17 protein-coding genes are annotated in these 18,155 nt (G+C 62.4%); 13 read left to right on the top strand and 4 right to left on the bottom strand.

All coding sequences use genetic code 11. The annotated features are described in order from the left end of the window. Nucleotides 1-165: 165 nt before the first annotated feature. The 9 genes from glyA (at nt 166) to B9N88_RS21200 (ending at nt 10,758) form a co-directional block, all read left to right on the top strand. Nucleotides 166-1,419, top strand: a complete 1,254-nt coding sequence (gene glyA / locus B9N88_RS21240) for a serine hydroxymethyltransferase (RefSeq protein WP_027605980.1) — start codon at nt 166-168, stop codon at nt 1,417-1,419. Between the two features lie 22 nt (nt 1,420-1,441). Continuing rightward, nucleotides 1,442-2,692, top strand: a complete 1,251-nt coding sequence (locus tag B9N88_RS21235) for a sarcosine oxidase subunit beta (protein ID WP_010207084.1) — start codon at nt 1,442-1,444, stop codon at nt 2,690-2,692. 15 nt (nt 2,693-2,707) lie between these two features. After that, entirely contained in the window at nt 2,708-3,010 is a 303-nt protein-coding gene (locus B9N88_RS21230; RefSeq protein WP_027605979.1) for a sarcosine oxidase subunit delta, read from the top strand. Further along, nucleotides 3,007-6,024, top strand: a complete 3,018-nt coding sequence (locus tag B9N88_RS21225) for a sarcosine oxidase subunit alpha (protein ID WP_027605978.1) — start codon at nt 3,007-3,009, stop codon at nt 6,022-6,024. Before B9N88_RS21230 ends, B9N88_RS21225 begins: the two co-directional genes overlap by 4 nt. Nucleotides 6,025-6,147: 123 nt before the next feature. Further along, a complete protein-coding gene (locus tag B9N88_RS21220; RefSeq protein ID WP_027605977.1) occupies nt 6,148-6,780 on the top strand; it encodes a sarcosine oxidase subunit gamma in 633 nt (210 codons plus the stop codon). A gap of 10 nt (nt 6,781-6,790) precedes the next feature. Beyond that, nucleotides 6,791-7,648, top strand: coding sequence for a formyltetrahydrofolate deformylase (gene purU, locus B9N88_RS21215; protein ID WP_027605976.1), 858 nt, complete (start codon nt 6,791-6,793; stop codon nt 7,646-7,648). Nucleotides 7,649-7,768: 120 nt separating this feature from the next. Beyond that, nucleotides 7,769-8,968: a formaldehyde dehydrogenase, glutathione-independent gene (gene fdhA / locus B9N88_RS21210; protein WP_005792122.1), complete on the top strand. Its 1,200-nt coding sequence runs from the start codon at nt 7,769-7,771 to the stop codon at nt 8,966-8,968. Between the two features lie 303 nt (nt 8,969-9,271). Then, nucleotides 9,272-9,844 carry a DUF2780 domain-containing protein gene (locus B9N88_RS21205; RefSeq protein WP_027605975.1) on the top strand — a complete coding sequence of 191 codons (573 nt, stop codon included), beginning with the start codon at nt 9,272-9,274 and terminating at the stop codon, nt 9,842-9,844. 203 nt (nt 9,845-10,047) lie between these two features. Continuing rightward, nucleotides 10,048-10,758 (top strand): hypothetical protein, encoded by a 711-nt coding sequence (locus B9N88_RS21200; RefSeq protein WP_027605974.1) that lies wholly within the window; start codon nt 10,048-10,050, stop codon nt 10,756-10,758. Between the two features lie 22 nt (nt 10,759-10,780). Here B9N88_RS21200 and B9N88_RS21195 read toward each other — a convergent pair whose 3' ends face one another. Continuing rightward, on the bottom strand, nt 10,781-11,659 hold the full coding sequence (locus tag B9N88_RS21195) for an acyltransferase (protein WP_027605973.1): 879 nt from the start codon (nt 11,657-11,659) through the stop codon (nt 10,781-10,783). A gap of 173 nt (nt 11,660-11,832) precedes the next feature. Between B9N88_RS21195 and B9N88_RS21190 the strand changes: the two genes are divergently transcribed. Genes B9N88_RS21190 through creD form a run of 4 tightly spaced genes read left to right on the top strand, consistent with a single transcriptional unit; the run spans nt 11,833 to nt 15,875 of the window. Next, nucleotides 11,833-12,333: a retropepsin-like aspartic peptidase RloA2 gene (locus tag B9N88_RS21190; RefSeq protein WP_027605972.1), complete on the top strand. Its 501-nt coding sequence runs from the start codon at nt 11,833-11,835 to the stop codon at nt 12,331-12,333. Between the two features lie 9 nt (nt 12,334-12,342). Continuing rightward, nucleotides 12,343-13,011 (top strand): two-component system response regulator CreB, encoded by a 669-nt coding sequence (gene creB / locus B9N88_RS21185; RefSeq protein ID WP_027605971.1) that lies wholly within the window; start codon nt 12,343-12,345, stop codon nt 13,009-13,011. Then, on the top strand, nt 13,011-14,450 hold the full coding sequence (creC, locus tag B9N88_RS21180) for a two-component system sensor histidine kinase CreC (protein ID WP_027605970.1): 1,440 nt from the start codon (nt 13,011-13,013) through the stop codon (nt 14,448-14,450). Before creB ends, creC begins: the two co-directional genes overlap by 1 nt. A gap of 51 nt (nt 14,451-14,501) precedes the next feature. Continuing rightward, entirely contained in the window at nt 14,502-15,875 is a 1,374-nt protein-coding gene (gene creD / locus B9N88_RS21175) for a cell envelope integrity protein CreD (protein WP_027605969.1), read from the top strand. 186 nt (nt 15,876-16,061) lie between these two features. Here the strand turns inward: creD and B9N88_RS21170 are convergent, their stop codons facing one another. The 3 genes from B9N88_RS21170 to B9N88_RS21160 all read right to left on the bottom strand — a co-directional run bounded on the left by B9N88_RS21170 (nt 16,062) and on the right by B9N88_RS21160 (nt 18,143). Next, entirely contained in the window at nt 16,062-16,691 is a 630-nt protein-coding gene (locus tag B9N88_RS21170) for a glutathione S-transferase (RefSeq protein WP_027605968.1), read from the bottom strand. Nucleotides 16,692-16,860: 169 nt separating this feature from the next. After that, on the bottom strand, nt 16,861-17,043 hold the full coding sequence (locus tag B9N88_RS21165) for a hypothetical protein (RefSeq protein WP_027605967.1): 183 nt from the start codon (nt 17,041-17,043) through the stop codon (nt 16,861-16,863). Then, nucleotides 17,040-18,143: a PepSY-associated TM helix domain-containing protein gene (locus B9N88_RS21160; RefSeq protein ID WP_027605966.1), complete on the bottom strand. Its 1,104-nt coding sequence runs from the start codon at nt 18,141-18,143 to the stop codon at nt 17,040-17,042. The genes B9N88_RS21165 and B9N88_RS21160 overlap by 4 nt, the downstream gene beginning before the upstream one ends. Between the last annotated feature and the right edge of the window lie 12 nt (nt 18,144-18,155).

The following is an 18,155-nucleotide window of genomic DNA, read 5'->3' as shown; positions in this document are numbered from 1 at the left end:
TCGGGAGCAAGCCCCCTCCCACATTTGTTTCGTGTTGTTCCGGCAATGTCGTAAACGCACCTTTGCGTGGCGTGCGCAGGCATTTGACCTGTCTGCGCCAGCCCTACCATCGCATCAAAGGGCCCTGCACGGGCCTCAACAATACGAAAGGCTGGGAGAGACGCGATGTTCAGCAAACAAGACCAGATCCAGGGATATGACGACGCACTGCTGGCGGCCATGAACGCCGAGGAGCAGCGTCAGGAAGATCATATCGAGCTGATCGCGTCGGAGAACTACACCAGCAAGCGTGTGATGGAAGCCCAGGGCAGCGGCCTCACCAACAAATACGCCGAAGGCTACCCGGGCAAGCGCTACTACGGTGGCTGCGAGCACGTGGACAAGGTCGAAGCCCTGGCCATCGAACGCGCCAAGCAGCTGTTCGGCGCCGATTACGCCAACGTACAGCCACACTCCGGTTCGTCCGCCAACAGCGCCGTGTACCTGGCGCTGATCAATGCGGGCGACACCATCCTGGGCATGAGCCTGGCCCACGGCGGTCACTTGACCCACGGCGCCAAGGTGTCGTCCTCGGGCAAGCTGTACAACGCGGTGCAGTACGGCATCAACACCGATACCGGCCTGATCGACTACGACGAAGTCGAGCGCCTGGCGGTGGAGCACAAGCCGAAAATGGTCGTGGCCGGTTTCTCCGCCTACTCCAAGACCCTGGATTTCCCACGCTTTCGCGCTATCGCTGACAAAGTAGGCGCGCTGCTGTTCGTCGACATGGCCCACGTCGCCGGCCTGGTCGCTGCCGGCCTGTACCCGAACCCGCTGCCGTACGCCGATGTGGTCACCACCACCACCCACAAGACCCTGCGCGGTCCCCGTGGCGGTCTGATCCTGGCCAAGGCCAACGAAGAAATTGAAAAGAAACTCAACGCCGCCGTCTTCCCCGGCGCCCAGGGCGGTCCGCTGATGCATGTGATCGCCGGCAAGGCGGTGTGCTTCAAGGAAGCGCTGGAGCCTGGCTTCAAGGCGTACCAGCAGCAAGTGATCGACAACGCCCAGGCCATGGCCAGCGTGTTTATCAAACGCGGCTACGATGTAGTGTCCGGCGGCACCGATAACCACCTGTTCCTGGTCAGCCTGATCCGTCAGGGCCTCACCGGCAAAGAGGCGGATGCCGCCCTCGGTCGCGCCCACATCACCGTCAACAAGAACGCCGTGCCGAATGACCCGCAGTCGCCATTCGTGACCTCGGGCCTGCGCATCGGCACCCCGGCGGTGACCACGCGCGGTTTCAAGGTGCCGCAGTGCATCGAGCTGGCCGGTTGGATCTGCGACATCCTCGACAACCTCGGCGATGCCGACGTCGAGGCCAACGTGGCCAAGCACGTGTCTGCCCTGTGCGCTGATTTCCCGGTTTATCGCTGAGCGCGGTTTTGGAGTAATGACTATGCAACGCTACTCGGGCTTCGGCCTCTTCAAGCACTCCCTCAGCCACCACGAAAACTGGCAGAAGATGTGGCGCACGCCGACCCCCAAGAAGGTCTACGACGTGGTCATCGTCGGCGGCGGCGGGCATGGTCTGGCGACCGCCTACTACCTGGCGAAAGAGCACGGCATCACCAACGTGGCCGTGGTCGAGAAAGGCTGGCTGGGCGGCGGTAACACCGCGCGCAACACCACCATCGTGCGTTCCAACTACCTGTGGGACGAGTCGGCGCACCTGTACGAACACGCGATGAAATTGTGGGAAGGCCTGTCCCAGGACCTGAACTACAACGTGATGTTCTCCCAGCGTGGCGTCTACAACCTGTGCCACACCCTGCAGGACATCCGTGATTCCGAGCGTCGCGTCAGCGCCAACCGCCTGAATGGCGTGGATGGCGAGCTGCTGAATGCCAAGCAAGTGGCCGACGAGATTCCGTACCTGGATTGCTCGAAAAACACTCGTTACCCGGTACTCGGTGCCACCGTGCAACGGCGCGGCGGCGTGGCCCGTCACGATGCCGTGGCCTGGGGCTTTGCCCGCGCCGCCGACGCACTCGGCGTGGACCTGATCCAGCAGACCGAAGTGATCGGTTTCCGCAAGGAAAACGGCGTGTGCATCGGTGTGGAAACCAACAAAGGCTTCATCGGCGCCAAGCGCGTCGGCGTGGTGACCGCCGGTAACTCCGGCCACATGGCATCCCTGGCGGGCTTCCGCCTGCCGATCGAATCCCACCCGCTGCAAGCGTTGGTGTCGGAGCCGATCAAGCCGATTATCGACAGCGTGATCATGTCCAACGCCGTGCACGGTTACATCAGCCAGTCCGACAAGGGCGACCTGGTGATCGGCGCCGGTATCGACGGCTACAACGGCTACGGCCAGCGCGGCTCGTACCCGGTGATCGAACACACCATCCAGGCCATCGTCGAGATGTTCCCGGTGCTGTCGCGGGTGCGCATGAACCGTCAGTGGGGCGGCATCGTCGACACCACGCCGGATGCGTGCCCGATCATCTCCAAGACCCCGGTACCGAACATGTTCTTCAACTGCGGCTGGGGCACCGGTGGCTTCAAGGCCACGCCGGGCTCAGGCAACGTATTTGCCGCCAGCCTCGCCAAGGGTGAAATGCACCCATTGGCGGCGCCTTTCTCCATCGACCGTTTCCACAACGGTGCGTTGATCGATGAACACGGCGCTGCGGCCGTCGCCCACTAACAGGAGAAATTCCCTATGTTGCATATCTTCTGTCCTCACTGTGGCGAACTGCGCTCCGAAGAGGAATTCCACGCGTCCGGCCAAGCGCACATCCCGCGCCCGCTGGACCCGAATGCCTGCACCGATGAAGAGTGGGGCGACTACATGTTCTTCCGCGACAACCCCCGTGGCCTGCACCACGAACTGTGGATTCACGCTGCCGGTTGCCGCCAGTACTTCAACGCGACCCGCGACACCGTGACCTACGAAATTCTTGAAACTTACAAGATCGGTGAGAAGCCTCAGTTCACCGCCAAGGCCTCTGGAGAGAAGGTATGAGCCAGATCAATCGCCTGTCCAACGGTGGCCGGATCGACCGTAACAAAGTCCTGACCTTCAGCTTCAACGGCCAGAGCTACAAAGGCTTCGAGGGCGACACCTTGGCCGCTGCTTTGCTGGCCAACGGCGTCGACATTATCGGCCGCAGCTTCAAGTACTCGCGCCCACGGGGCATCTTTGCCGCCGGTGCCGAAGAGCCGAACGCCGTGCTGCAGATCGGCGCTACCGAAGCCACGCAAATTCCTAACGTGCGCGCCACGCAACAGGCGCTGTACCAGGGCCTGGTCGCCACCAGCACCAACGGCTGGCCGAGCGTCAACAACGACATGATGGGCATCCTCGGCAAGGTCGGCGGCAAGCTGATGCCACCGGGCTTCTACTACAAAACCTTCATGTACCCGCAATCGTTCTGGATGACCTACGAGAAGTACATCCGCAAGGCCGCCGGCCTGGGTCGCTCGCCGACCGAGAACGATCCGGACACCTACGACAACTTCAACCGTCACTGCGATGTGCTGGTGGTCGGCGCCGGCCCTGCCGGCCTGGCTGCCGCATTGGCCGCCGCCCGCAGCGGCGCGCGGGTGATCATCGCGGATGAGCAGGAAGAGTTCGGCGGTTCGCTGCTCGATTCCCGCGAAAGCCTCGACGGCAAGCCGGCCACCGAGTGGGTTGCCAGTGTCATTGCCGAATTGAAAGCCCTGCCGGACGTGGTGCTGCTGCCCCGCGCCACGGTCAACGGCTACCACGACCATAACTTCCTGACCATCCACGAGCGCCTCACCGATCACCTCGGTGACCGTGCGCCGATTGGCGTGGTGCGTCAGCGTATTCATCGTGTACGTGCCAAGCGTGTGGTGCTGGCCACCGGTGCGTGCGAGCGTCCGCTGGTGTACGGCAACAACGACGTGCCGGGCAACATGCTGGCCGGTGCGGTCTCCACTTACGTGCGCCGCTACGGCGTGGCACCGGGCAAGAAACTGGTGCTGTCGACCAACAACGACCACGCCTACCGCGTTGCATTGGACTGGCTGGACGCGGGCCTGCAAGTGGTGGCAGTGGCCGATGTGCGCCACAACCCACGCGGTGCACTGGTTGAAGAAGCCCGCGCCAAAGGTATTCGGATCCTCACCGGCAGCGCCGTGATCGAGGCCCGTGGCACCAAGCGCGTGACCGCTGCGCGTATCGCCGCGATCGACGTCAAGGCGCATAAAGTCACCAGCCCCGGCGAATGGCTGGACTGCGACCTGGTGGCCAGCTCCGGCGGCTACAGCCCGGTGGTCCACCTGGCCTCGCACCTGGGCGGCAAGCCGACCTGGCGCGAAGACATCCTCGGCTTTGTACCGGGTGAAGCCCCGCAGAAACGCGTGTGCGTCGGTGGCATCAACGGCGTCTACGGCCTTGGCGATTCCCTGGCCGATGGTTTTGAAGGCGGCGTGCGAGCCGCCAGCGACGCCGGTTTTGCCCCGGTGGAAGGTACGCTGCCAAAAGCCTTGAGCCGTCTGGAAGAGCCGACCCTGGCGCTGTTCCAGGTGCCTCACGAGAAAGCGACCGCACGGGCGCCGAAGCAATTTGTCGACCTGCAAAACGACGTCACCGCCGCCGCCATCGAACTGGCCACCCGCGAAGGTTTCGAGTCGGTGGAACACGTCAAGCGCTACACCGCGCTGGGCTTCGGCACCGACCAGGGCAAGCTCGGTAACGTCAACGGCCTGGCGATTGCCGCGCGCTCGCTGAACGTGACCATTCCGCAGATGGGCACCACCATGTTCCGCCCCAACTACACGCCGGTGACCTTCGGCGCGGTAGCGGGCCGGCACTGTGGGCACATCTTCGAGCCGGTGCGCTACACCGCCCTGCAAGCCTGGCACGTGAAAAACGGCGCCGAGTTCGAAGACGTCGGCCAATGGAAACGTCCATGGTACTTCCCGCGCAACGGTGAAGACCTGCACGCCGCGGTGAAACGCGAATGCCTGGCCGTGCGCGACAGCGTCGGCCTGCTGGATGCGTCCACCCTCGGCAAGATCGATATCCAGGGCCCGGATGCCCGTGAGTTCCTCAACCGCATCTACACCAACGCCTGGACCAAGCTCGACGTGGGCAAGGCGCGCTACGGCCTGATGTGCAAGGAAGACGGCATGGTCTTCGACGATGGCGTCACCGCCTGTCTCGCCGACAACCACTTCCTGATGACCACTACCACCGGCGGCGCCGCCCGTGTGCTGCAGTGGCTGGAAATCTACCAACAGACCGAATGGCCGGACCTCAAGGTGTACTTCACCTCGGTCACCGACCATTGGGCGACCATGACCCTGTCCGGCCCCAACAGCCGCAAGCTGCTGGCGGAAGTCACCGACATCGACCTGGACAAGGACGGCTTCCCGTTCATGACCTGGAAAGAAGGTTTGGTGGGTGGCGTACCGGCGCGGGTGTTCCGTATCTCGTTTACCGGTGAGCTGTCGTACGAAGTCAACGTGCAGGCCGACTACGCCATGGGCGTGCTGGAGCAGATCGTCGCGGCCGGCAAGAAGTACAACCTGACCCCGTACGGCACCGAAACCATGCACGTACTGCGGGCCGAGAAGGGCTTCATCATCGTCGGCCAGGACACTGACGGCTCGATGACCCCGGACGACTTGAACATGGGCTGGTGTGTCGGTCGCACCAAGCCGTTCTCGTGGATCGGCTGGCGCGGCATGAACCGGGAAGACTGTGTGCGTGAAGAGCGCAAGCAACTGGTGGGCTTGAAGCCGATCGACCCGAACGTGTGGCTGCCGGAAGGCGCGCAACTGGTGTTCGATCCGAAGCAGACCATTCCGATGAAGATGGTCGGTCACGTCACCTCCAGCTACGCGCATAACTCCCTGGGTTATTCGTTTGCCATGGGCGTGGTCAAGGGCGGCTTGAAGCGCATCGGTGAGCGGGTGTTCTCGCCCCAGGCGGATGGCAGCGTGATCGAGGCGGAGATTGTGTCCTCGGTGTTCTTCGACCCTAAGGGTGATCGGCAGAACATCTGATAGACCCAGTCGCCTGCATCGGGGGCAAGCCCCCTCCCACAGGGGAATGCATTCCAAATGTGGGAGGGGGCTTGCCCCCGATGAGGCCAGAACAGTCACCACAGAATTCAAGACAGGTGCTTTATGACAGCAGCCAATGTTTACCAGCAACGCCCCACCTCCGGTGCCAAGGCCGAATCGTCGCTGCACCATGCCGACCTCGCCAGCCTGGTCGGCAAGGGCCGCAAGAACGCCGGCGTGACCGTGCGCGAAAAGAAATTGCTTGGTCATCTCACGATCCGTGGCGACGGCCATGACGCCGCTTTCGCGGCTGGCGTGCACAAGGCCCTGGGCATCGAACTGCCCGGCGCCCTTCAGGTCATCGTCAAAGGCGAAACCAGCCTGCAATGGCTCGGCCCGGATGAGTGGTTGCTGATCGTGCCAGGCGGTGAGGAATTCGCCGCCGAACAAAACCTTCGCGCCGCCCTGGGTGACCTGCATATCCAGGTCGTCAACGTCAGCGGCGGCCAGCAGATCCTCGAACTCAGCGGCCCGAATGTGCGCGATGTGCTGATGAAGTCCACCAGCTACGACGTGCACCCCAACAACTTCCCGGTGGGCAAGGCGGTGGGCACAGTGTTCGCCAAGTCGCAGCTGGTGATTCGCCATACCGCTGAAGACACCTGGGAGCTGGTGATTCGCCGCAGCTTCTCGGATTACTGGTGGTTGTGGTTGCAGGACGCCTCGGCCGAATTTGGCCTGAGCGTTCAAGCCTGAGGAATGACCCATGAGCCGCGCACCCGATACATGGATTTTGACCGCCGACTGCCCCAGCGTGCTCGGCACGGTGGACGCGGTTACCCGCTATCTGTTCGAGCAGGGCTGCTACGTCACCGAGCACCATTCGTTCGATGACCGCCTCTCGGGCCGGTTTTTTATTCGCGTGGAATTCCGTCAGCCGGATGGCTTCAATGAGCAGGCGTTCCGCGATGGCCTGGCCTCGCGGGGTGAAGCCTTTGGCATGATCTTCGAGCTGACGGCGCCGAACTACCGGCCAAAAGTGGTGATCATGGTCTCCAAGGCCGATCACTGCCTCAACGACCTGCTGTACCGCCAGCGTATCGGCCAACTGTCGATGGACGTGGTCGCGGTGGTGTCCAACCATCCCGATCTCAAACCTTTGGCCGACTGGCATCAAATTCCCTACTACCATTTCCCCCTCGACCCTAACGACAAACCGTCCCAGGAGCGTCAGGTGTGGCAAGTGGTGGAAGAGACCGGCGCCGAACTGGTGATCCTTGCGCGCTACATGCAAGTGCTGTCGCCGGAGCTGTGCCGCAAGCTGGACGGCAAGGCCATCAATATCCACCACTCGTTGCTGCCGGGGTTCAAGGGCGCCAAGCCGTATCACCAGGCCTACAACAAGGGGGTGAAGCTGGTGGGGGCCACGGCGCATTACATCAACAACGACCTGGACGAAGGCCCGATCATCGCCCAGGGCGTGGAGGTGGTGGATCACAGTCACTATCCCGAGGATCTGATTGCCAAGGGGCGGGACATCGAAGGGCTGACATTGGCCCGGGCGGTGGGGTATCACATTGAGCGGCGTGTGTTCTTGAATGCCAATAGGACTGTGGTGCTCTGACTGCCGCCGATGAGGCCCTCACAAACAACACAAGAAACAGCATCTGTACCCGAGCACTTAAACGCGCTGCCCACCCAAAAGGGCAACGCAGTTCCATAAAAACAACAGCGAGGTGAAAGCATGTCTGGTAATCGTGGTGTCGTGTATCTCGGCAACGGCAAGGTCGAAGTACAGAAAATCGACTATCCCAAAATGCAGGACCCCCGTGGCAGGAAGATCGAGCACGGCGTCATCCTGCGCGTGGTCTCCACCAACATCTGCGGCTCCGATCAACACATGGTGCGCGGCCGTACCACCGCCCAGACCGGCCTGGTGCTCGGTCACGAGATCACCGGTGAAGTGATCGAGAAGGGCAGCGACGTCGAAAACCTGAAGATCGGCGACCTGGTTTCCGTGCCCTTCAACGTCGCCTGCGGCCGCTGCCGCTCGTGCAAGGAGCAACACACCGGCGTGTGCCTGACCGTCAACCCGGCCCGTGCCGGTGGCGCCTACGGCTATGTCGACATGGGCGACTGGACCGGCGGCCAGGCCGAGTACGTGCTGGTGCCGTACGCCGACTTCAACCTGCTCAAACTGCCGGACCGTGACAAGGCCATGGAGAAAATCCGTGACCTGACCTGCCTCTCCGACATTCTCCCCACCGGCTACCACGGCGCCGTCACTGCCGGCGTTGGCCCTGGCAGCACCGTGTACATCGCCGGTGCCGGTCCGGTCGGCCTGGCGGCTGCCGCGTCTGCACGCCTGCTGGGTGCCGCGGTGGTGATCATCGGCGACGTCAACTCCATCCGCCTGGCCCACGCCAAGGCCCAGGGTTTTGAAATCGTCGACCTGTCCACCGATACGCCGTTGCATGAACAGATCGCCGCGCTGCTCGGCGAGCCGGAAGTGGACTGCGCCGTCGACTGCGTGGGCTTTGAAGCACGCGGTCATGGCCACGACGGCGTCAAGGCCGAAGCCCCGGCCACAGTGCTCAACTCACTGATGGGCGTAGTGCGCGTGGCGGGCAAGATCGGTATCCCTGGCCTGTACGTTACCGAAGATCCGGGTGCCGTGGATGCCGCCGCAAAAATGGGCAGCCTGAGCATTCGCTTCGGCCTGGGCTGGGCCAAATCCCACAGCTTCCACACCGGCCAGACGCCGGTGATGAAGTACAACCGCCAACTGATGCAGGCGATCATGTGGGACCGCATCAACATTGCCGAGATCGTCGGTGTGCAGGTGATCAGCCTGGATGACGCGCCACGTGGGTATGGCGAGTTCGATGCGGGCGTGCCGAAGAAGTTTGTGATTGATCCGCATAAGTTGTTCAGCGCGGCATAAATCCCGGGCACAAGAAACCCAAATGTGGGAAGGGGCTTGCTCCCTCCCACATTTGGGTTTTCGTGTTTGGGATATCTACGGTTGGCCAACGCACTTGGTATACGGTCGTGCCCGTTGGCCGCTTACTCACTGATCCTCCTTTGCTTTCCGAGCTCACTATCAGTCCCCCGGGGTTGCTGATCGATTGCTGCTGACGCGGATTCAGGCCGGCTTATTCCGATGGGGTTGCAGAGGTGCCTGGAACAACCGACGGGATACCCAGTCCAACGCCTGCGTTCACCCCGACATCCAGAGGTTGCTCCAATGAAGATTTCACGCGGTTTCGCCCTTTCCTGCCTGATGAGCCTGGCCGCCACCCCGGTGTTTGCCGCAGGGTTCAGCCTTGGCGATGCGGCCAATGCCATCGCGGGCATGCAAGGGGGCAACAACAAGGCCGCAGCTGCCGCACCGTCGTCCGAGACGGCCGGCCTGCTCAGCGCCCTGACCTCGCAACTGAACATCACCCCCGAACAAGCCGTAGGCGGTACCGGTGCCATGCTGGGGCTGGCCAAGAACAAACTGAGTGGCAACGACTATTCGCAACTGGGCAACAGCGTGCCGGGCCTCGACCAACTCTCGGGTAACAATGCATTGGGCAGCCTCGGGGCCTTGAGCGGGATGCTTGGCCAGGCCGGCGGCAGCAAGACCAGCGGCCTGGACGGCCTGCTGGGTAACGTGAAGAACACCAACGACCTGAACACCGCGTTCAGCGCGCTGGGGATGGACAGTGGCATGGTCGGCCAGTTTGCCCCGGTGATCCTGCAGTACCTGGGCGGGCAGGGTGCCAATAGCTCCGTGCTCGGCAAGCTGGCGCAAGCGTGGGGCACCGGTAGCTGATACATCCGTCGACGTCGACGCAATGGCGCTCCTACAATCAGGACGCCTTTGTTTGTCTCGAAATGCCGAGTTTTCCCGCGAAACGTTTTCTGATGAGAGGGCAGGAACCGTAGGAAAGAAGAGCACCACCCAGGACTGTCCTTACTCGCTATCGCAACAAGCGACTGCTGGACGCCAATCCAACTGACTTCAATGGTGCTCTCATGAATTCAACCGCCACGCCGGGACTGTCCCTGCCCTCTCACTTTACCTATGACCGTTATGAGCCGAACCACACAGTTGACGTTGCCAAGAATCAGCGGCTTGGCCTGCCGTCCGGGTTGATCTCGGATTTACGCAATGCCCTGGATGCTGTGATGCATGGCAAGAACCCTGAGCAGGCCTCGAAGCATTTGCTCGCGGACTTGCGCCGTTTACATCAGCACCTCGTGCCGGAAAGGTCGCCTGAGCATCCGCGCAACCAGCCACACCAACCGCTCATCATGACGGTCGATGATCTGAAGGCGCAGGCCAAGTTGGCGGAGCAACTGCAAAACGATCCGAACCTCAAGCTTGAGAGTTTGCCTGGCAATAGCGGGCAAAAAGGCGTGACTGACGATGATCTGAAGGCGCTGGCCAAATTGGCGGAGCAACTGCAAAACGATCCGAATGTAATAAGAGACCTGGAAGGTCGAAAGGTGGATCTGGCCAGCTGGGACGCACTGACAGAGCATGCGAGCTTCCTTCATGACCATCCAGTCGCGGATAAGGTAATTTGCGAGCTGCGGGCTTTCCTCGATGCTGACCGTTCGGGAAAGGATATTGATCGGTTCGTTGCGGCCCTGCGGACCGACCTGGAAGCGTTCCTTGCGAACACCCAGCGCAGTGATGCTGACTTACAGCTGGAACTCATGGCAGCCCTCAGGAATACGTAAGACGCAGGCACCTTCGGAACGTTTAGCCACGCAGTCGCCGAATACGCTGATCCTTTTCGCTCCAGAGCTGGTTGACCCAGTTCTGGACGGTCTGGCGAAACGCCGGATCATTCTCGTAATCCCCCTGCCACAACGCCGGGTCCAGCTCACGGGTCTGGATGTCGATGATCACCTTGGGCACCGCGCCGCTGATCAACTCCCAGAACCCCGGAATCTTTTGCTGCGGATACACCACGGTCACGTCGAGCACGGCGTCCAGTTGTTCGCCCATTGCCGCCAGCACAAACGCCACGCCGCCCGCCTTGGGCTTGAGCAAGTGAGTGAATGGCGAAGCCTGCTGCTTGCGCTTGGCCTCGCTGAACCGCGTGCCTTCGAGGTAATTGACCACGGTCACCGGCTGGCGCTTGAACAGCTCGCACGCCTCCTTGGTGATCTTCAAGTCCTGCCCTGCCAGCTCCGGGTGTTTGGCCAGGAACGCCTTGGTGTAGCGCTTCATGAACGGGTAATCCAGGGCCCACCAGGCCAGGCCCAGGAAGGGCACCCAGATCAGCTCTTTTTTCAGGAAGAATTTGAAGAACGGCGTGCGGCGGTTGAGGGCCTGGATCAGCGCCGGGATGTCCACCCAGGATTGATGGTTGCTGATCACCAGATAGCTGGTGTCTCCGCGCAGCTCATCACCGCCGCGAATGTCCCATTGGGTGGGGATGCACAAGGCGAAAATAAGCTTGTCGATCTCGGCCCAGGTCTCGGCGATCCACATCACCGCCCATGAGGCGTAGTCCCGATAGCGACCGGGCGCCACCAGTTTGAGCAGGGCAAACACCAGCAGTGGCCCGATCAGGACGAGGGTGTTGAGCAACAGCAGCAGTGAAACCAAACAGCCGGTGAGCAGGCGGCGCATAAGTAACTCTTGGAATCGTGTGGGCGGGCCATCATAAGCAAGCTGAGTCTAGAGGCCAAATCGCAAATGGCCGTACGAATGTTTCACAATGTGCCGGTTATGGTGGGCGTGACTAACTAAGTGCTGTCTTTGCGGTCTAGAATCCGCCTACTTCTTTCCGAGGAAATCACTTCGTGAAACTGCTTCTTGCCTCCCTCGCCCTGGTTGCCCTGCCTGTCATGGCCGCCGAGCCGACCCTTTACGGTCGCTATGAATACATCCAGTTGCCGGAGATCGGCGAAACCTTCAAGGCCAAGATGGACACCGGCGCGCTGACCGCTTCGCTGTCGGCCCGTGACATCGAGACCTTCACCCGTGACGGTGACGACTGGGTGCGCTTCCGCCTCGGCGGCAAGGACGCCACCAACAAGGTCTACGAACACAAGGTGTCGCGCATCAGCAAGATCAAGAGCCGCGCCGATGAAGACGACGACAAGGACGAAGCCACTGTGGCCAAACGCCCGGTCATCGACCTGGAAATGTGCCTGGGCAACGTCAAGCGTACCGTCGAGGTCAACCTCACCGACCGCAGCAGCTTCAATTACCCGTTGCTGATCGGCGCCAAGGCCTTGCGTGAATTTGGCGCAGCAGTAAACCCGGCCCGTCGCTACACTGCCGACAAACCGGACTGCTGATTTGAACCCATGCCCCACATCCTGATTGTCGAAGACGAAGCGGCGATAGCCGACACGCTGATATTCGCCCTGCAAGGCGAGGGCTTTACCACCACCTGGCTGAGCCTCGGCCAGGAGGCGTTGGCCCATCAGCGCCAGACCCCCGCCGACCTGATCATCCTCGACATCGGCCTGCCGGACATCAGCGGTTTTGAAACCTGCAAGCAATTGCGCCGTTTCAGTGAAGTGCCGGTGATGTTCCTCAGCGCGCGGGATGGCGAGATCGACCGCGTGGTGGGGCTGGAGATCGGCGCCGACGATTACGTGGTCAAGCCGTTCAGCCCACGGGAAGTGGCGGCGCGGGTGCGGGCGATCCTCAAGCGCGTCGGCCCCGGTGTGGCGCCGGCGCTGTTCCAGGTCGATCTGGAGCGCATGCAGATCAGCTATCGTGGCCAACCCCTGAGCCTGACCCGGCATGAATTCCGCCTGCTGCAAAGCCTGCTGGAGCAACCCGAGCGGGTGTTCAGCCGCGAGCAGTTGCTGGACGCGGTGGGCGTGGCGGCCGACGCCGGTTACGAGCGCAATATCGACAGCCATATCAAGAGCCTGCGCAGCAAGTTACGCAGCGTGGCCGCCGATGCCGAGCCGATCCAGACCCATCGCGGCCTCGGCTACAGCTACAGCCCGAGCAACAGCTGATGCGCCTGGGGCTGCGGATTTTCCTGGTGTATGCGCTGTTTATCGGCCTCACCGGTTATTTCGTGCTCAGCACCGTGATGAAGGAAATCCGCCCCGGCGTGCGCCAGTCCACCGAAGAAACCCTGGTGGACACTGCCAACCTGTTGGCCGAAATCCTGCGCGAAGACGTGAAGAACGGCACCCTCGGCCAGAGCCACTGGCCCGAATTGCTCAAGGCCTATGGCAACCGCCAGCCCGGCGCGACCATCTGGGGCTTGCCGAAAAACCAGGTCAACCACCGTATCTACGTGACCGACGCCAAGGGCACCGTGCTGCTCGACTCCACGGGCGAAGCCGTGGGCCAGGACTACTCGAAGTGGAACGACGTCTACCTGACCCTGCGCGGCGAATACGGCGCGCGCTCCACCCGCAGCGCAGCGGATGACCCCACCTCATCGGTGATGCACGTCGGCGCGCCGATCCGCGATAACGGGCAGATCATCGGCGTGGTCACCGTGGCGAAACCGAACAGCTCGTTGCAGCCGTATGTCGACCGCACTGAACGCCGCCTGCTGTGGTACGGCGCGGGCCTGGTCATCCTCGGCCTGTTGCTCGGTGCGTTGCTGTCGTGGTGGCTGAGCGTTGCGCTGCGTCGCCTGACCGCCTACGCCGAAGCCGTCAGTGAGGGCCGAAGGGCAGAGCTGCCGCATTATCGCGGCGGCGAGCTGAAGCAGCTGTCCACCGCCGTCGAGCACATGCGCACGCAACTGGAGGGCAAGGCCTACGTCGAACATTACGTGCACACCCTGACCCATGAATTGAAAAGTCCGCTGGCTGCGATTCGCGGCGCGGCCGAGCTGTTGCAGGGCGAGATGAGCCGCGAACAGCAGCAGCGCTTCGTCGGCAATATCGACAGCGAAAGCGCGCGCCTGCAGCAGTTGATCGAACGCCTGCTGAACCTGGCGCAGGTCGAGCAACGCCAGGGGTTGGAGGCGCAGGCGAGCATCCCGCTGGCGGCCTTGGTCGACGCTGTACTCAACGCCCAGTGTGCGCGAATCGAAAGCGCCGGGCTGCACGTCGAGCAAGGGATTGCGGCGGATGTGAGGGTGTTTGGCGAGCCCTTCCTGTTGCGTCAGGCACTGGGCAACTTGCTGGACAACGCGCTGGACTTCACACCGCCCGGTGGCGTGTTGAGATTCAGCGCACAGACGCTGCACAACGACGTGCAGGTGAGCCTGTTCAACCAGGCCGCACCGATCCCCGACTACGCCCTGCCGCGCCTCAGCGAGCGCTTCTATTCCTTGCCGCGTCCCGGCAGCGGGCGCAAGAGCACCGGCCTGGGCCTCAACTTTGTCGAGGAAGTCATGAAGCTGCACGGCGGCGCCTTGCAGATCGGCAATGTGCCGGGCGGTGTGCACGTGGTGCTGCATCTCCACACAGTCTCCACATTGCCCACATAAATCCCCCACACAGGCTGCCCAGACTCTCCCCATCAAAACAGGGAGAGACCCATGAACCGCAGCCTGCTTTTCAAACTTGGCGCGATTGCGCTGCTGATCCTGCTGTTGCTGATTCCGTTACTGATGATCAACGGCATCATCAGTGACCGCCAGCAACTGCGCGACGGCGTCCTGATGGACATCGCGCGCAGTTCCAGCTACGCCCAGCGCCTCACCGGCCCGGTGATGGTGGTGCCGTATCGCAAGACCGTGCGCGAGTGGAAGCTCAATGAAAAGCTCAACAAGCGCTACGAGGTCACCCGTGAAGAGCGGGGTCGCCTGTATTTCCTGCCGGACCGTTTTGAGCTCGACGGCAAGGTGCAGACCGAACTGCGCGCACGGGGGATTTACCAGGCGCGGCTGTTCCATGCCGACAACCGTATCAGCGGGCGTTTCGAGCTGCCTGCGCAGTTGGGCATCACCGAAGACTTTGCCGATTACCGCTTTGAGCCGGCGTTTCTGGCGGTGGGGATCAGCGATATTCGCGGCATCGAAAATGCGCTGAAGCTGGAGCTGGGCAGCCAGCGCCTGGAGTTCGAACCGGGCTCCCAAGTGGACTGGCTGGGGGAGGGCGTGCATGTGGCATTGCCGGAGCAGGACAGCAGGAAACCGGCTGTAGTGGACTTCGCCTTCGACCTGCGCCTGCAAGGCACCGAGCAACTGCAAGTGGTGCCGGTAGGCAAGACCAGCCAGGTGTCCCTGGCCTCCAACTGGCCGCACCCCAGCTTTATCGGCAACTTCCTGCCGGCCCAGCGCGAAGTGACTGACAACGGCTTCACGGCCAACTGGCAGACCTCATTCTTTTCCACCAACCTCGAACAGGCCCTGCAAACCTGCCTGGACGGCCAGGGCTGCAACGACTTCAACAACCGCAGCTTCGGCGTGAACTTCATCGACCCGGTGGACCAGTACCTCAAGAGCGACCGCGCGATCAAATACGCGCTGCTGTTCATCGCCCTGACCTTTGCCGGTTTCTTCCTGTTCGAAGTGCTCAAGAGCCTGGCGGTGCACCCCGTCCAGTACGCATTGGTGGGCGTTGCCTTGGCGTTCTTCTACCTGCTGTTGTTGTCGTTGTCCGAGCACCTGGGCTTTGCCTTGGCCTACCTGATTTCGGCGAGTGCCTGCGTGCTGTTGATCGGCTTCTACGTGTGCCACGTGCTGCGCAGCGTTGCCCATGGCCTGGGGTTTTCGGCGGGGCTGGCGGCGCTGTATGGCTTGCTGTACGGGCTGTTGAGTGCCGAGGACTACGCACTGCTGATGGGCTCGCTGCTGCTGTTCGGGCTGCTGGGTACGGTGATGGTGCTGACGCGCAAACTGGATTGGTATGGCGTGGGCAAGCGCAAGGCGGCCGAGCCCCTGCAGTTCGACCTGGAGGCGGTGCAATGATCGGGTTGCGGGAGGATCAGCAAGTGGGGGCGCAGTTAGCCGCAAGGATCGTTACATTCCTCAATACCACCACCGTCCAATGTGGGAGTGGGCTTGCACGCGATAGCGGTGGTTCAGAAACAGCTGTGCTGAATGACATACCGCGATCGCGGGCAAGCCCGCTCCCACATTGGGTCGGTGTGAACGTCACACGGGCGGCTGGGTCTCCAGCATCGAAGGCCGCTGGCTGACCTCGGCGTACCAGGCGGCCAGCTTGGGGTTGTCCGAGCGCCAGTGCATGTCCGGATGGCGGAAGTCGAGGTAACCCAAGGCGCAGGCCACGCTGATCGAGGCGATATCGAAGTGGCTGGTCAGCTCGGCGATGGCGTCCTGTTCCAGCTCGGCGAGGGCGCGGTGGATCTTGTTGCGCTGCTCGTCGAGCCACGGCGCCCAGTGTTTTTCCACCGGGCGCAGGGCGGTCTCGTAGCGCACCAGCACGGCGGCATCCATGATGCCGTCGGCCATCGAAGCCAGGGTCAGCCGCCGCCAGCGGGCCGAGCCATCGCGGGGGATCAGCGGGTTGCCGACGTGCTGGTGGTCGAAGTAGTCGAGGATCACCCGGCTGTCGTGCAGCACGCTGCCGTCGGCCAGGCGCAGGGCCGGGATCTTGCCCACGGGGTTGTCTTGCACCAGCTGCGCATCGGGGTTGACCGGGGTCGGCATGCAGCCATGCAGGGCGACGCGGTCCTGCTGGCCGGTTTCAGCCAGCAGCACGCGGACTTTACGCACGAACGGTGACGCGGGGTTGTGGAATAAGGTCATGCTGGGAGCGGACATGGGCGAACCTCACAATGGACTGTGGCTAGCCTAGAGGGTTGCGCGGTGGCTGGCGAGGGGGAGTGCGGGTGTTTTTGAGGGCCTCATCGGGGGCAATCCCCACATGTGTCCCGCGTTCGTCATAACCACGCGGTCAACTGTGGGAGGGGGCTTGCCCCCGATAGCGCCCTCAGCCACGCCGCTTGAACAACGCCCAAATGCCAATGGTGGCCGGGATGCCCAACCCCACCCAACTCAACGAATCCCACAGCCCATCCCCCAGCAACGCCGCAAACAACCCGGCGGCGCTGAGCAGGCCAATCCCCAGGGGAATGCCAAATACCTTCCAGAAACTCGACTGCCTTGGCTTCATGCCTTGCCCGCCTTGCGCCGCACGATCCACAAGTAAATCCCACTCACCAGGACGACGATGGTCAGCACATCCAGCGCCGCCCAGAGGATCTTCATCGGCATGCCGCCGTAGTCACCGAAGTGCAGTGGCTGCGACATGCCCATGGCGTCCATGTACCACGGCCGTTCGGCGATGGCGGTGACGGCCAGGGTGCTGGCGTCGATCAGGACCGGCGTGAGCAGGTGCGAGGTCAGGTGTGTGCTGCCCTTCATGAACACCGCGTAATGGTGCTCGCTGGAAAAGCGTGTGCCGGGGAAGGCGATAAAGTCCGGCTGCATGCCGGGCGCGGCCTTGGCGGCGATGCTCAGCAGCTCGCTCGCGGGGGCGCGTTGGGTCAGAGGCGGGGCGTTTTTGTAGGGTTCGATCATCGCGCTGAGGCTGTCGGTGCGCCAGGCGGCGATGATCAAGTCGGCACAGGCGCTGATCACGCCGGTCACGCCCACCACCAGCGCCCAGGTCAACGTGACCACGCCAATCAGGTTGTGCAGGTCGAGCCAGCGCAGGCGCGTGGACTTGTCCTGGCGCACGGTGGCGAACTTCAAGCGGCGCATGAACGGCAGGTACAGCACCGTGCCCGAGACAATCGCCAGCACAAACAGAACGCCCATGAATGCCAGCAGCAACTTGCCCGGCAGGCCGGCGAACATATCCACATGCAGGCGCAGCAGGAACAGGGTGAACCCGCCATTGGCCGACGGCATCTCGACCGCATCACCGGTGCGCGCGTCGAGCATGAAGGTGTGGGACGAGTTGGGCTCGGTCCCCGCTGTGGCGGCCATGATCGCGATCACGCCGTTCTTGTCATCTTCATCCCACGCCAGGTATTGCATGGCCTCGCCCGGGCGATGGGCCTGGGCCTTGCTCACCAGTTGCTCAAGGTCGAGCTGTGGCGTATCGGCAGGCATCTGCGCCAGCTCGGGCTCGTTGCCCAGCAGGTGGTCGATCTCATGGTGAAACACCAGCGGCAGGCCGGTGAGGGCGAGCAGCAGCAGGAACACCGTGCAGATCAGGCTGGTCCAGGTGTGGATGAAGGACCAGCGGCGGATGGTTTTGCTTTTCATGTTCTAGCCTTC

The sequence above is a fragment of the Pseudomonas sp. LAMO17WK12:I1 genome (genome assembly GCF_900177315.1).
Lineage (GTDB): Bacteria > Pseudomonadota > Gammaproteobacteria > Pseudomonadales > Pseudomonadaceae > Aquipseudomonas > Aquipseudomonas marginalis.
This window is presented reverse-complemented; position numbering and strand designations above follow the sequence as displayed.

Bases quoted from the DNA above. Each gene is read 5' to 3' on its own strand.
- glyA (WP_027605980.1), top strand. From the start codon at position 166: ATGTTCAGCAAACAAGACCAGATCCAGGGATATGACGACGCACTGCTG.
- B9N88_RS21235 (WP_010207084.1), top strand. From the start codon at position 1,442: ATGCAACGCTACTCGGGCTTCGGCCTCTTCAAGCACTCCCTCAGCCAC.
- B9N88_RS21230 (WP_027605979.1), top strand. From the start codon at position 2,708: ATGTTGCATATCTTCTGTCCTCACTGTGGCGAACTGCGCTCCGAAGAG.
- B9N88_RS21225 (WP_027605978.1), top strand. From the start codon at position 3,007: ATGAGCCAGATCAATCGCCTGTCCAACGGTGGCCGGATCGACCGTAAC.
- B9N88_RS21220 (WP_027605977.1), top strand. From the start codon at position 6,148: ATGACAGCAGCCAATGTTTACCAGCAACGCCCCACCTCCGGTGCCAAG.
- purU (WP_027605976.1), top strand. From the start codon at position 6,791: ATGAGCCGCGCACCCGATACATGGATTTTGACCGCCGACTGCCCCAGC.
- fdhA (WP_005792122.1), top strand. From the start codon at position 7,769: ATGTCTGGTAATCGTGGTGTCGTGTATCTCGGCAACGGCAAGGTCGAA.
- B9N88_RS21205 (WP_027605975.1), top strand. From the start codon at position 9,272: ATGAAGATTTCACGCGGTTTCGCCCTTTCCTGCCTGATGAGCCTGGCC.
- B9N88_RS21200 (WP_027605974.1), top strand. From the start codon at position 10,048: ATGAATTCAACCGCCACGCCGGGACTGTCCCTGCCCTCTCACTTTACC.
- B9N88_RS21195 (WP_027605973.1), bottom strand. From the start codon at position 11,659: ATGCGCCGCCTGCTCACCGGCTGTTTGGTTTCACTGCTGCTGTTGCTC.
- creB (WP_027605971.1), top strand. From the start codon at position 12,343: ATGCCCCACATCCTGATTGTCGAAGACGAAGCGGCGATAGCCGACACG.
- creC (WP_027605970.1), top strand. From the start codon at position 13,011: ATGCGCCTGGGGCTGCGGATTTTCCTGGTGTATGCGCTGTTTATCGGC.
- creD (WP_027605969.1), top strand. From the start codon at position 14,502: ATGAACCGCAGCCTGCTTTTCAAACTTGGCGCGATTGCGCTGCTGATC.
- B9N88_RS21170 (WP_027605968.1), bottom strand. From the start codon at position 16,691: ATGTCCGCTCCCAGCATGACCTTATTCCACAACCCCGCGTCACCGTTC.
- B9N88_RS21165 (WP_027605967.1), bottom strand. From the start codon at position 17,043: ATGAAGCCAAGGCAGTCGAGTTTCTGGAAGGTATTTGGCATTCCCCTG.
- B9N88_RS21160 (WP_027605966.1), bottom strand. From the start codon at position 18,143: ATGAAAAGCAAAACCATCCGCCGCTGGTCCTTCATCCACACCTGGACC.